General features: G+C 72.7%; 12 protein-coding genes. 4 read left to right on the top strand and 8 right to left on the bottom strand.

The features are described 5' to 3' along the window. Window positions 1-793: phospholipase D-like domain-containing protein (locus E1J50_RS18970; protein WP_245516646.1), on the top strand; the 793-nt coding region annotated here is incomplete at its 5' end. Here the strand turns inward: E1J50_RS18970 and E1J50_RS18965 are convergent. The 6 genes from E1J50_RS18965 to urtA all read right to left on the bottom strand — a co-directional run bounded on the left by E1J50_RS18965 (window position 790) and on the right by urtA (window position 7,367). After that, a complete protein-coding gene (locus E1J50_RS18965) occupies window positions 790-1,590 on the bottom strand; it encodes an endonuclease/exonuclease/phosphatase family protein (RefSeq protein WP_132255391.1) in 801 nt (266 codons plus the stop codon). The genes E1J50_RS18970 and E1J50_RS18965 overlap by 4 nt on opposite strands. Before the next feature lie 109 nt (window positions 1,591-1,699). Then, on the bottom strand, window positions 1,700-2,395 hold the full coding sequence (gene urtE / locus E1J50_RS18960; RefSeq protein ID WP_132255390.1) for an urea ABC transporter ATP-binding subunit UrtE: 696 nt from the start codon (window positions 2,393-2,395) through the stop codon (window positions 1,700-1,702). Between the two features lie 2 nt (window positions 2,396-2,397). After that, on the bottom strand, window positions 2,398-3,198 hold the full coding sequence (gene urtD, locus E1J50_RS18955; RefSeq protein WP_132255389.1) for an urea ABC transporter ATP-binding protein UrtD: 801 nt from the start codon (window positions 3,196-3,198) through the stop codon (window positions 2,398-2,400). Then, on the bottom strand, window positions 3,198-4,358 hold the full coding sequence (gene urtC / locus E1J50_RS18950; protein WP_132255388.1) for an urea ABC transporter permease subunit UrtC: 1,161 nt from the start codon (window positions 4,356-4,358) through the stop codon (window positions 3,198-3,200). Before urtC ends, urtD begins: the two co-directional genes overlap by 1 nt. A gap of 2 nt (window positions 4,359-4,360) precedes the next feature. Beyond that, window positions 4,361-5,938: an urea ABC transporter permease subunit UrtB gene (gene urtB, locus E1J50_RS18945; protein WP_132255387.1), complete on the bottom strand. Its 1,578-nt coding sequence runs from the start codon at window positions 5,936-5,938 to the stop codon at window positions 4,361-4,363. A 106-nt stretch (window positions 5,939-6,044) separates the two neighbouring features. Continuing rightward, window positions 6,045-7,367: an urea ABC transporter substrate-binding protein gene (urtA, locus tag E1J50_RS18940; protein ID WP_207919244.1), complete on the bottom strand. Its 1,323-nt coding sequence runs from the start codon at window positions 7,365-7,367 to the stop codon at window positions 6,045-6,047. 249 nt (window positions 7,368-7,616) lie between these two features. Here urtA and rocF point away from each other — a divergent pair, with 249 nt between their 5' ends. Together rocF and E1J50_RS18930 are read left to right on the top strand one after the other, a co-directional pair. Then, the gene (rocF, locus tag E1J50_RS18935) at window positions 7,617-8,573 is read left to right on the top strand and encodes an arginase (protein WP_132255386.1); all 957 of its coding nucleotides are present in this window, start codon (window positions 7,617-7,619) and stop codon (window positions 8,571-8,573) included. Between the two features lie 80 nt (window positions 8,574-8,653). Further along, complete coding sequence (locus tag E1J50_RS18930) at window positions 8,654-9,505, top strand: urease accessory protein UreD (protein WP_132255385.1); 852 nt, start codon at window positions 8,654-8,656, stop codon at window positions 9,503-9,505. Between the two features lie 28 nt (window positions 9,506-9,533). Here the strand turns inward: E1J50_RS18930 and E1J50_RS18925 are convergent, their stop codons facing one another. After that, window positions 9,534-10,163 carry an alpha/beta hydrolase gene (locus E1J50_RS18925; protein ID WP_132255384.1) on the bottom strand — a complete coding sequence of 210 codons (630 nt, stop codon included), beginning with the start codon at window positions 10,161-10,163 and terminating at the stop codon, window positions 9,534-9,536. Between the two features lie 25 nt (window positions 10,164-10,188). Further along, window positions 10,189-11,118, bottom strand: coding sequence for a ring-cleaving dioxygenase (locus E1J50_RS18920; protein WP_132255383.1), 930 nt, complete (start codon window positions 11,116-11,118; stop codon window positions 10,189-10,191). Between the two features lie 123 nt (window positions 11,119-11,241). Here E1J50_RS18920 and E1J50_RS18915 point away from each other — a divergent pair, with 123 nt between their 5' ends. After that, the gene (locus E1J50_RS18915) at window positions 11,242-12,159 is read left to right on the top strand and encodes a LysR family transcriptional regulator (RefSeq protein WP_132255382.1); all 918 of its coding nucleotides are present in this window, start codon (window positions 11,242-11,244) and stop codon (window positions 12,157-12,159) included. Window positions 12,160-12,182 lie beyond the last annotated feature (23 nt).

Genomic DNA, 12,182 nt, shown 5'->3' with positions numbered 1-12,182 from the left:
CCAGTATTTCACGTCGCCCCTGATCGCGGCGGCGCTGGCCGCCCGGCTCGCCGAGCCGGACGGGCCCGAGATCGTCGTGGTGCTGACCGAGCGCAGCCCGAACGGCTTCGACCGGCTGACCATGGACAGCGCCCGCCGCGGCCTGATCGCGCGGCTGCGCGCGGCCGACCCCCATCGTCGCCTGCGGGTGCTGGCGCCCCGCACGCCGGCCGGCGGCCCGATCCTCGTCCACTCGAAGGTCGCGGTCTTCGACGACCGGCTGCTGCGGGTCGGCTCGACGAACCTCAACAACCGGTCGCTCGGCCTCGACACCGAGTGCGACCTCGCGATCGAGGCTCTGCCCGGTGAGCCCCACGACCTGCGCCGGGAGGCGATCGCGCGCGTGCGCGACGGCTTCGTCGCCCACCATGCCGGCTGTCCGCGAGACCGGTTCGAGGCGGTGGTGCGGCAGCGCGGCTCGGTGCGCGCCGCCCTCGACGACCCCGCCCTCGTCTCGCCCGAGCGCCTCTGCGCCGTCGTCGCCTCCCGGCGGGGCCTCCTCGCCCGGTTCATCGAGGCGTGGCATGTCGGCGATCCGGTCGGCACCGCCGACCTCTGGCGCCCGTGGCGCCGCCGGCGCGCCCTGCGCGTCCGCACGGAACCCGCGGCGCCGGGGGATGCCGCGCGCGTCCCCTCCCGGTCCGAGAGGGAGGCGGTGAGGGAGGCGGCCTCTCCGGACAGGGCGCATCCCTCGCCCCACCCCGCTCCCGTCCGGGAGAGGGAGCCCGCCGTGCCCTCCGGCCCGGACCGCTAGACCGTCGCCGACGCCCGCGCGGCGATCCCGGCCGGTGCCGGCGTGAGGCAGAGCTCCGTGAGGAGCGGCAGGTGGTCCGAGGCGAGGCGCGGTAGCGCACCCCGCACGACGCCGGCCCGCTCGGCCGTGACACCGTCGCTGACGAAGACGTGGTCGAGGCGCAGCACCGGGAAGCGGCTCGGGAAGGTGGCGCCGCGCCCCTGCCCGCCTGCGAGGCCGCGCACGTCGGTGAGCCGGGCGGCGAGCCGCCGGTAGGCCCGGGACAGGGGCGTCGCGTTGAGGTCGCCCACCAGCACGAAGGGCGTGCGCGCCCGGTCCCCGCCGAGCCAGTCGGGGCCGAGCAGCGCCTCGACCTGCGCCAGCCGCTCGCGCCCGGACAGGCCGAGATGCGTGTTCAGGATCTGCAGGCGGCCCCCGCCCACCGCGACCTCCACCCAGAGGGCGCCCCGCGGCTCCAGGCCGGGCCGGCGGGCGAGGCCGGGCAGGGCGCCGGCCTTGACGAGGCTCGCCGGCCGTGTCGTCAGGATGGCGTCCCCGTAGCGCTCCTCCAGGATCTGCAGGGCGGGATGGAAATGGTGGCGCATGTCGAGGAGCCGCGCGATCTCCTCGGCCTGATCGAGCCCGCCGGTGCGGGCGCGCCCGACATCGACCTCCTGGAGCGCGACGACGTCCGGCTCGCAGGCCGCGATCACCTCGGCGATGCGGGCGGGCGAGATCACCCCGTCCACACCCCGGCAGTGGCGGATGTTGTAGGTCATCAGGCGCAGCCGCGCCGGCCGGGGAAGCGGGAGATCCATGCGGGACGCTGGTGGGGCGATCGGCGGATCGCGGGCGAGATGATCTAGGGCGGTGCGGCCCCCTCTGGAACCCGCGCGGCGCCCCTCTCCCGGACCGGGGCGGCGATCCTCACACCGACAGCCAGCGCCGCACGTCCGCCTCGACCATGGTGGCGCGGGGTCCCGCCTCCACCACCTGACCTCGGTCCATCACCGCGTAGGTGTCGCAGAGGTCGCGGGCCCACTCGAAATACTGCTCGACGAGGATGATCGCGATCTTCTTTTGGGAGCGCAGAAACGTGATCGCTCGGCCGATATCCTTGATAATCGAGGGTTGTATTCCCTCGGTCGGCTCGTCGAGGACGAGAAGGCGCGGGCGCGTCACCAGTGCCCGGCCGATGGCGAGCTGCTGCTGCTGGCCGCCCGAGAGGTCGCCGCCGCGCCGGTGCAGCATGTCCTTCAGCACCGGGAACAGGTCGTAGACCTCCCCCGGCACGTGGCGGTCCGCCCGCCGGCAGGGGGCGAAGCCGGTCTCCAGATTCTCCTTCACGGTCAGCAGCGGGAAGATCTCGCGCCCCTGCGGCACGAAGGCGACGCCCGCCCGCGCCCGGTCGTAGGGGGCAAGGCGCGAAATGTCCTTGCCCCCGAGCCGGATGGCGCCCTTCGAGATCGGCTGCTGGCCGACGATCGCCCGCATCAGCGAGGTCTTGCCGACGCCGTTGCGGCCGAGCACGCAGGTCACCTGGCCCGGCTCGGCGGTGAGCGAGACGCCGCGCAGAGCCTTCGCCGCGCCGTAATGGAGATCGACGTCCTCGACGGCCAGCATGCTCAGCGCCCCAGATAGACTTCGACGACCCGGGGATCGCCCGACACGGCGTCGATCGAGCCCTCGGCCAGCACGGCTCCCTCGTGCAGGCAGGTGACCCGGCACGCGAGCGCCCGCACGAAGTGCATGTCGTGCTCGACCACCATCACGGCGTGGTCCCGCGCGATGGCCCGCAGCAGCGTCGCCGTGGCCTCGGTCTCGGCATCCGTCATGCCGGCGACCGGCTCGTCGACGAGGAGCAGCTTCGGGTCCTGCGCCAGCAGCATGCCGATCTCCAGCCACTGCTTCTGCCCGTGCGAGAGGTCGGCCGCCGGGCGCCCGCGATGGGCGATCAGCCCGACCGTCACGAGGATCTCCTCGACGCGCGCCGCCTCCACCCGGTTGCGCCAGCCGAACAGAGAGGCAAGCGCGCGGCGCGGCCCCTTGAGCGCCAGCACGATGTTGTCGGTCACCGTGTGGCTCTCGAACACGGTCGGCTTCTGGAACTTGCGGCCGATGCCGAGATCGGCGATCGCCGGCTCGTCGAGGCGGGTGAGGTCGTGCACCCCGTCGAAGACGGCCGCCCCGGTATCGGGCCGGGTCTTGCCCGTGATCACGTCCATCATCGTGGTCTTGCCGGCCCCGTTCGGGCCGATGATGGCGCGCATCTCGCCCCGCTCGAGCGTGAGCGAAAGGCCGCGCAGCGCCCGGTAGCCGTCGAAGGTGACGCGGACGTCGTCGAGGTAGAGGAGCGCCCGGGTCAGGCGGCGCTCGGTCGCCGGGCCGACCGCGGGCTCGGGGCTCAGGAGATCGGCCTCGCTCATCAGCCGCGCCCTTCCTCGGCCAGCTTGCCCGGGATCTCGGGCTCGGGCGGGAGCCTCGCCGCCGCGCGCCGGCTGCCGAACCGCTCGATCGCGGTGCCGACGATCCCTTTCGGCAGGAAGAGCGTCACGAGGACGAACAGGGCGCCCAGCGCGAAGAGCCACGCGTCCGGCAGGGCGCCGGTGAGCAGCGTCTTGGCGTAGTTGACGAGGATGGCCCCGAGCGCCGCCCCGACGAGGGTGCCGCGCCCGCCGACCGCGACCCAGATCACCGCCTCGATCGAGTTCGTGGGCGCGAATTCGGAGGGGTTGATGATGCCGACCTGCGGCACGTAGAGGGCGCCCGCCACCCCCGCCATCATGGCCGAGACCACGAAGGCGAGCGTCTTGTAGGCTTCCGGCCGGTAGCCGAGGAAGCGGGTGCGCGGCTCGGCATCGCGCACCGCGATCAGGACCTTGCCGTAGGCCGAGACCGTCATGAACCGGGCGATCAGGTAGCCGATGGCCAGGGCCGCCGCGGTGGCGAGGAAGAGCGCGACGCGCACCCCTTGAGCCTGGACGGGGAAGCCGAGGATGTCCTTGAAGTCGGTGAGCCCGTTGTTGCCGCCCAGCCCCATGTCGTTGCGGAAGAAGGCGAGCATCAGCGCGAAGGTCATCGCCTGCGTGATGATCGAGAGGTAGACCCCCGTCACCCGCGAGCGGAAGGCGAGCCAGCCGAACACGAAGGCGAGGAGGCCGGGCACCGCGAGCACCATCAGGGCCGCGAAGGGGAAGCGGTCGAAGCCGAGCCAGTACCAGGGCAATTCCGTATAGTTCAGGAACACCATGAAATCGGGCAGGACCGGGTTCCCGTAGACGCCGCGGGGGCCGATCTGGCGCATCAGGTACATGCCCATCGCGTAGCCGCCGAGGCCGAAGAAGGCGCCGTGGCCGAGCGAGAGGATGCCGCAATAGCCCCAGACGAGATCGAGGGAGAGGGCGAGCAGCGCGAAGGCGAGGTACTTGCCGAACAGCGAGACGAGGTAGGTCGGCAGGTGCAGGCCCGAGCCCTCGGGCACCACGAGGTTGAGGAGCGGGACGGCGAGGCAGATCGCGGCCAGCGCGCCGAGGAAGATCCGCCCCTTCAGGTCGACGAGGGCGGGCCTCGGCAGGGTGGCACCCATGCTCACGACTCCACCGCCCGGCCCTTGAGCGCGAACAGGCCGCGCGGGCGCTTCTGGATGAACAGGATGATGAAGACGAGGAGCGCGATCTTCGCGAGCACCGCGCCGAGATACGGCTCGAACAGCTTGTTGGCGACGCCGAGGGTGAGCGCCGCGACCAACGTGCCCCAGAGGTTCCCCACGCCGCCGAACACCACGACGAGGAACGAGTCGATGATGTAGCCCTGGCCGAGATTCGGCGAGACGTTGTCGATCTGCGAGAGCGCGACGCCCGCAATTCCCGCGATGCCCGAGCCGAGGCCGAAGGTCAGGGCGTCGACGAGGGGCGTGCGGATGCCCATCGCCGCCGCCATGCGCCGGTTCTGGGTCACGGCCCGGGTCTTCAGGCCGAAGGAGGTCCTGCGCAGCACGAAGAGCAGGCCGAGGAAGACGCCGAACGAGAACACGACGATCCAGAGCCGGCCCCAGGTGATCGAGAGGCCGAAGAGGTCGAAGGCGCCCGTCATGAAGGCGGGCGCGCTCACCTCGCGGTTCGTCGGGCCGAAGATCGAGCGCACCCCCTGCTGCAGCACGAGGCTGATGCCGAAGGTGGCCAGCAGCGTCTCGAGCGGGCGTCCGTACAGGTGGCGGATGACGCTCCGCTCGATGAGGACGCCGACCGCGCCCGCCACCAGGAAGGCTGCCGGGATGCTGGCGGCGAGCGACCATTCGGACAGGGCGGGCGCGTGCGCGCGGATCGCGCCCTGGACGAGGAAGGTCGTGTAGGCGCCGAGCATCACCATCTCGCCGTGCGCCATGTTGATGATGCCCATCACCCCGAAGGTGATGGCGAGCCCGATCGCGGCGAGGAGCAGCACGGAGCCGAGGGAGATCCCGTACCAGACGTTCTGCGCCGCCCCGATCAGGGCGAGCCGCGTCTCGACCGTCCGGACGCCGCGGTCGGCGGCGGCGCGTACCGCCTCGCTCGGATCGGCGGAGAGGGCGCGAAGCAGGCCTAGAGCGTCGCCGTCGCCGCGGCCCGCGATCGTCTGGATGGCCGCGAGGCGCTCGGGCTCCGCCGCGCCGGGCCGGGCCAGGATCACGGCGGCCCGGGCTTCCGTCAGCGCCCGCCGCACGCTCGCATCCGCCTCCTTCGCGAGGGCGGCGTCGAGGGCCGGGAGCGCGCCCGCGTCGCGGGCCTTGAACATGGCATCCGCCGCCTCGCGGCGCTTGCCCGGATCCGGGCTCGTCAGGTTGAGGCCGCCCATCGCGGCCTCGATCGCCCGGCGGACCTTGTTGTTGGCGCGCACGGGCTTCAGGCCCTCGGCGCTCGCCGGGGCGCCGGTGCGGGCCTCGACGAGACCGGATCCGTCGCGGATGAACAGGGCCCTGTCGGCGGGCCGAGAGAGGAGGCGCCCGTCGGCGAGCGCCCCGATCACGGCCCCGGCGCGCGGGTCGCCGCTCGCCCCGAGCCCGACGATTCCGGCCTCGATCTCCGCATAGCTGTCGCTCGCGAGCCGTGCATAGGCCGCGTCGCCCGGCGCCTGCGCGAGGGCGGGGCCGGCCAGGAGGCAGAGGAGGAGAGTGAGAAGGCGGATCATCGCGGTGCCTCGACGCGCTCCCTCCCCCGTTCGGGAGAGGGCCGGGGAGCGGGATGCGCCCTCCCCCATGCGGGAGAGGTCGGGCGCGCCCTGCCGGGCGGGCGCCTCACGCCCCACCGCACTTCTTGGTCTTGGTGTTGTAGTTGCCGCAATTGAGCGTCACCCAGTCGGCCTCGAGGTCCTTCGAGCCGTCGAGCTGCTTCGACCACGCCTCGCCGGGGATGAGACCGTCCGTCTTCCAGACGACGTCGAACTGGCCGTCATCCTTGATCTCGCCGATGAAGACCGGCTTGGTGACGTGGTGGTTCGGCAGCATCTTCGCGGTGCCGCCGGTGAGGTTCTTCTGCTCGATGCCGGGCAGCGCCGCGATCACCTTGTCGGGCTCCGTGGTGCCGGCCTTCTCCACCGCCTTCACCCACATGTTGAAGCCGATGTAATGGGCCTCCATCGGGTCGTTCGTGACGCGCTTGGCGTTCCTCGTGAAGGCGCGCCACTGCTCGATGAAGGCCTTGTTCTCGGGCGTGTCGATCGACTCGAAATAGTTCCAGGCGGCGAGGTGGCCGAGAAGCGGCTTGGTGTCGATGCCGGCCAGCTCCTCCTCGCCGACCGAGAAGGCCACGACCGGGATGTCGGTCGCCTTCACGCCCTGGTTGGCGAGCTCCTTGTAGAAGGGCACGTTGGCGTCGCCGTTGATCGTCGAGACCACCGCCGTCTTCCTGCCGGCCGTGCCGAAGGCCTTGATGGCGGCCACCCGCGTCTGCCAGTCCGACTGGCCGAACGGCGTGTAGTTGATCGAGATGTCGGCGGGCGCGACGCCCTTCGCCTTCAGGTAGGCTTCGAGGATCTTGTTGGTGGTGCGGGGATAGACGTAATCCGTCCCCTCGAGCACCCAGCGCTCGACCTTCTCCTCGCTCATCAGGTAGTCGACGGCGGGAATCGCCTGCTGGTTCGGGGCGGCGCCCGTGTAGAACACGTTCCGCTCGCTCTCCTCGCCCTCGTACTGGACGGGGTAGAACAGGATCGAGTCGAGTTCTCGGAAGACCGGCAGCACGGATTTGCGCGACACGCTCGTCCAGCAGCCGAACACGGCCGAGACCTTGTCCTTAGCGATGAGCTCGCGGGCCTTCTCGGCGAAGAGCGGCCAGTTCGAGGCCGGATCGACCACGACCGGCTCGAGCTTCTTGCCCAGGACGCCCCCTTTCCGGTTCTGCTCCGCGATGAGCATCAGCATCGCGTCCTTGAGGGTCGTCTCCGAGATCGCCATCGTGCCGGACAGCGAGTGCAGGATGCCGACCTTGATCGTCTCCTGCGCGCGCGCTGCGGACGCGCTGGCCAGTCCGAGGGCGAGGCTGCCGGCCAGCGCGGCGGCGCGGGTCCAGCGTCCGACGGGCGACGGATGCTCCGGTCCGGTCGAGAGGGCTCTGCTCATCGTCGAGGTCTGCCGTTTCCCTGCCCGTTCGGTGGGCGCGAAGGTCTGGCAAGCGATGTGCCAAGCGCCGCCGTGACCGTCGCGCCAAGCCCGTCCGAACGCGGCGCGCCCTCATCCGCGCCTGCCGAGGCAGGCGCCCCGTCGCGCGTGCGGCATCGGCCGTGCATGAGCGCCCGAGCGCGCCTTCAGCGCGTCGCCCGGGCGGGCTAGAACGCGCTGGGGCCTCGCAGGATCGGCTGGGAGCGGCGCATGAGCGGGCGACAGGCGGGGGCGGCCCGCATCGAGATCATCGGCGCGCCGATCGAGGTGGGCACGAGCGAGCCCGGCGCCCTGATGGGGCCCGCGGCGCTGCGCACGGCCGGCCTCGTGCGGACGCTGGCCGATCTCGGCCACGCGGTCGCGGATCTCGGCGACGTGGTGCCCGGCTGCCCGGCGGAGGCACGGGGCCTGCCGGCGGTCGCGGCCTGGACCCGGGTCCTGTCCGAGCGTGTCGGGGCGAGCCTCGCGGGAGGCGCTCTGCCGGTGGTGATCGGCGGCGACCACAGCCTGTCGCTCGGCTCGGTCGACGGGGTGCTGCGCCATCGCGAGGGGGCCGGCCGGCCGCTCTTCGTGCTGTGGCTCGACGCGCACGCGGATTTCAACACGCCGCAGACCTCGCCCTCGGGCAACATCCACGGGATGCCGCTGGCGGCGCTCTGCGGGGAGCCCGGATTCGAGGGTCTGTTCGCGCAGGGCCCGCGCCCGCTCCTCGATCCCGGACGCATCCACCTGTTCGGTCTGCGCTCGATCGATGCCGGCGAGCGCGCCCTCGTGACGGATCGGCACGTCGGCGTCACCGACATGCGGGCCATCGACGAGTTCGGGGTGGTGGCGCCCCTGCGCCGGGTTCTGGAGCGGGTCGCGGCGGCCGGCGGCCACCTGCATGTCAGCCTCGACATCGACTTCCTCGATCCCGGCATCGCGCCGGGCGTCGGCACCACGGTGCCGGGGGGCGCCACCTTCCGCGAGGCGCATCTGATCATGGAGATGCTCCACGATTCCGGCCTCGTCGGCTCCCTCGACGTGGTCGAGCTGAACCCGGTCCTCGACGAGCGCGGGCGCAGCGCCCGGGTGCTGGTGGAACTCGTCGCGAGCCTGTTCGGCCGCCGCATCCTCGATCGGCCGACCCCCGTGATCGAGGCCGTGCCGCGGGACCCGACGCCGTGAGGCGGCGCCGCGCTGACTGTCCCCTCGCCCTGTCGCCTGCCGGAACGGGCGCGCGGCCCCCGCGAAAGATCCGGTAGCCCATGCGGCCCCTCCCCCCGCCCGAGGCGGTGCCAGCCCCCGCCCCGCTGCGCCAGCGCTCCCGCGGCTGCGTCCGGCTCCGGATGGCGCGGGCGGGTGCCGCGACGGTCGTCGCCGACCTTTCGGAATCCGGCCCCTCGCGCCTGCGCTTTCCGAGAACCCACGGGCCGGTGCCGGAGGCCGTCCTCGTCAACACCGCGGGCGGCATCGCCTGCGGCGACCTGTTCGAGATCGGCATCGAACTCGAAGCGGGCGCCGGCCTCGTCCTCACCACAACCGCCGCGGAGAAGGTCTACCGCTCGGATGGGCCGGCGAGCACGATCCGGAACCGCCTCGCCGTCGCGCCGGGCGCCCATCTCGCCTGGCTGCCGCAGGAGACGATCCTCTACGACCGGGCCCGGCTGGAGCGCCGCTTCGAGGCGGATCTCGGCGCGGGTGCGGGCCTCCTCGCCTGCGAGATCGTGATGCTGGGGCGCGCCGCCCGAGGCGAGACCTTCGCTTCGGGCGCGATCCGCGACCGCTGGTTCGTCCGCCGCTCGGGCCGCCTCGTCTACGCGGATGCGCTGCACCTGTCCGGCCCGGTCGCCGACATCCTCGCCCGTCCCGCCACCGGAGGGGGCGCCCGCGCCTTCGGCACGATCCTCGACTTCGCCCCCGGTGCGGAGAGCCGTGTCGAGGAGGCACGGGCGCTCCTCGACATGCCGGGGGACGGCGTCGAGGCCGGCGCCAGCGCCTGGAACGGGCACCTCGCCGTGCGCCTCCTCGGCCAGGATCCGGACGGGCTCCGGAGCCTTGCGGCCCGCTTCCTCGCGGGTTACCGGCACGCGCCCCTGCCCCGGGTCTGGCAAGGGTGATCTCCGGCTTCGCGGGCCTGCCTCCCGCTCAGGCCGCCTGCCCCGAGAGCCAGGCCCGCGCCAGGGCGAGGTCCGTCTGGCCGAGTCCGTGGCCCGTGGGAAGCGTGCGGTGCTCCACCCGGGCGCCCGCCCGCTCCAGCATCGCCGCGAGGGAGGCGGCATTCTCCGCCGGCACGATCGGGTCGAAGGCACCCGACAGGATCAGCACTCCGGCTCCCGCGAGATCCGCCGCCGGCGGCGCGGCGAGCGGCACCATCGGCCGGATCAGGACGGCGCCGGCAAGGGCCTCGGGGTGCAGCAGCAGCGTCGCGGCGGCGATGTTCGCCCCGTTCGAGAAGCCGAAGGCGACCGGCGCGGGCAGGCCGTAGATCCCGCGAGCCTCGGCGACGAAACGCGCGAGGTCCCCGGCCCGGCGGATCACGTCGGCCTCGTCGAACACGCCCTCGGCGAGGCGCCGGAAGAACCGCGGGCTCCCGTTCTCCAGGACCTGCCCCCGCGGCGAGAGCAGGGCGGCGCCCGGCGCTACCATGCGTCCGAGCGGCAGGAGGTCGGCCTCGTCGCCTCCGGTGCCGTGAAGGAGCAGCAGCGGCGGCCGGCTCGGATCGCTGCCCGGCTCGAAGCGGTGGACGAAGCGTGCGGTGTCGGTCGTGGTCGTCATCGGAACCTCCTCGTTTTGGGGCGTGTCACGCGATCTTCGGCAGGACCTCCTCGATCTCGGCCCGGTGCGGCTCCAGGAAGTCCGGGAGCTTGAGCGCCTGCCCCAGCGCCTCGACCGGCTCGTCCGCGGTGAAACCCGGCGCGTCGGTGGCGATCTCGAACAGGACGCCGCCCGGCTCGCGGAAATAGACCGAGCGGAAGTAGTTGCGGTCGCGCTGCTCGGTCACGGTGAGGCCGTGCCGCTCGCGCAGGCGCCCGGCCATCGCCGCCTGGGCCGCGTCGTCGGCCGCCCGGAAGGCGATGTGGTGCACGCTGCCCGCTCCCGGCCGGCCGGGCAGGAAGCCGCCGACCGCGCGCAGGGTGACGAGCCCGCCAAGCCCCGCGCTGCCCGAGAACCGCGTCGCCGAGCCCTCGCGGCCGGACTCGGTGAAGCCGAGCACGTCCGTCAGGATCGCAGCGGTCGGGCCGGCTTCCGCCAGCAGCAGCGTCACGCCGTGGAAGCCGCGGATGGCGTGCTCTCGCGGCACCTCGCCGCCGCTCCAGCCTGCCGCCTCGCCCGCATCCTCGATGCCGACGAGGGCGAGCGCCATCCCGTCCGGATCGCGGAAGCGGAGCGTCGACTCGCCGAAGACCTGCACTCGGGCCTCGTGGCGCACGCCGTGGGCGAGGAGGCGGTGCGTCCACCAGCCGATCGAGGCGCGCGGGACCCGGAAGGCCGTCTCCTGCGTCTCGCCGATCCCGACGCGCCCCGGAGCGGCGTGGGGGATGGGGAAGAAGGTGAGGATCGTGCCGGGCCGCCCCGTCTCGTCCCCGTAATAGAGATGATAGGTGCCCGGATCGTCGAAGTTCACAGTCTTCTTCACGAGGCGCAGCCCGAGGACGCGGGTGTAGAAATCAAGGTTTCGCAGGGCGGGGCCGGAGAAGGCGGTGACGTGGTGCAGGCCGGTCTCGGACATGGCGTGTCTCCTGTGGCTCGCCCGCAGCGGGACCGGGCGGCGTCGTTCGATGGGGCGAATGTGAGCCTTGTCTTCGTCCGCGAAAACGGAAACAAAGGAAAACCATCGTTTCCGGATTGATCGATGAAGCTTCCCGATTTCGAGGCTTGGGCCATCTTCGCGAAGGTCGCCGAGTCCGGCTCGTTCGGACGGGCGGCTGCCGATCTCGGCGTGTCGCCGGGCACGGTCTCGAAGGCGGTGGCGCGGCTCGAGGCGCGGATCGGCGCTCGCCTGTTTCACCGCACCTCACGCCGCCTCAGCCTGACCGAGGCCGGCCGCTCCGCACGCGACGGCGCAGCCCGCCTCCTCGCGGAGGGCGAGGCCGCGGAGGCCGAGGCGCGCGAGGCGGCGGCCGCGCCCCAGGGGCTGGTGCGGCTCGCCGCGCCGATGTCCTTCGGCGTCACCCACGTCGCCCCGCGCCTGCCGGATTTTCTCGCGGCCCATCCGGGGATCTCCGTCGATCTGCACCTCAGCGACGCCCTCGTCGATCTCGTCGGCGGCGGATTCGATCTCGGCCTGCGGATCGCCGCCCTCGCCGATTCCTCGCTGCGGGCACGCCGGCTGTGCGGGATCCGACGCTCCCTCGTTGCGGCGCCGGCCTATCTCGATCGCTGCGGGCGCCCGGACTCGCCGGAGGATCTCGCCCGCCACGCCTGCCTCGGCTACGCCTACCTGCCGACGCCGGACCGCTGGCATTTCCGCGGGCCGGACGGGGCGGAAGCGACGGTCACGCCGGCCGGACCGCTCCGGGCGAACAATGCCGACGCGCTCGGGCCGGCCCTCCGCGCAGGCCTCGGCCTCGCGGTCCAGCCGGATTTCATGATCTGGGAGGACCTGCGGGCGGGCCGCCTGGAGCGCGTCCTGCCCGAATGGTCCGCCCCGCCGATCGCGCTCCACCTCGTGACGCCGCCCGGCGACCCGCGACCCGCCCGGGTGACGGTGCTGATCGCCTATCTGGCCGAGGTCCTCGCGGCCGCTCCCTGGGCCGAAGGCGCGCGCTGAGGCGAAGGCCGGATTGCGCACGG

It is taken from the genome of Methylobacterium segetis (assembly GCF_004348265.1).
Taxonomy (GTDB): Bacteria; Pseudomonadota; Alphaproteobacteria; order Rhizobiales; family Beijerinckiaceae; genus Methylobacterium; species Methylobacterium segetis.
This window is presented reverse-complemented; position numbering and strand designations above follow the sequence as displayed.

Coding starts and splice junctions, on each gene's coding strand:
- urtD (WP_132255389.1), bottom strand. CDS start 3,198: ATGAGCGAGGCCGATCTCCTGAGCCCCGAGCCCGCGGTCGGCCCGGCG.
- rocF (WP_132255386.1), top strand. CDS start 7,617: ATGAGCGGGCGACAGGCGGGGGCGGCCCGCATCGAGATCATCGGCGCG.
- urtA (WP_207919244.1), bottom strand. CDS start 7,367: ATGAGCAGAGCCCTCTCGACCGGACCGGAGCATCCGTCGCCCGTCGGA.
- urtB (WP_132255387.1), bottom strand. CDS start 5,938: ATGATCCGCCTTCTCACTCTCCTCCTCTGCCTCCTGGCCGGCCCCGCC.
- E1J50_RS18930 (WP_132255385.1), top strand. CDS start 8,654: ATGCGGCCCCTCCCCCCGCCCGAGGCGGTGCCAGCCCCCGCCCCGCTG.
- E1J50_RS18915 (WP_132255382.1), top strand. CDS start 11,242: ATGAAGCTTCCCGATTTCGAGGCTTGGGCCATCTTCGCGAAGGTCGCC.
- E1J50_RS18920 (WP_132255383.1), bottom strand. CDS start 11,118: ATGTCCGAGACCGGCCTGCACCACGTCACCGCCTTCTCCGGCCCCGCC.
- urtC (WP_132255388.1), bottom strand. CDS start 4,358: ATGGGTGCCACCCTGCCGAGGCCCGCCCTCGTCGACCTGAAGGGGCGG.
- E1J50_RS18965 (WP_132255391.1), bottom strand. CDS start 1,590: ATGGATCTCCCGCTTCCCCGGCCGGCGCGGCTGCGCCTGATGACCTAC.
- E1J50_RS18925 (WP_132255384.1), bottom strand. CDS start 10,163: ATGACGACCACGACCGACACCGCACGCTTCGTCCACCGCTTCGAGCCG.
- urtE (WP_132255390.1), bottom strand. CDS start 2,395: ATGCTGGCCGTCGAGGACGTCGATCTCCATTACGGCGCGGCGAAGGCT.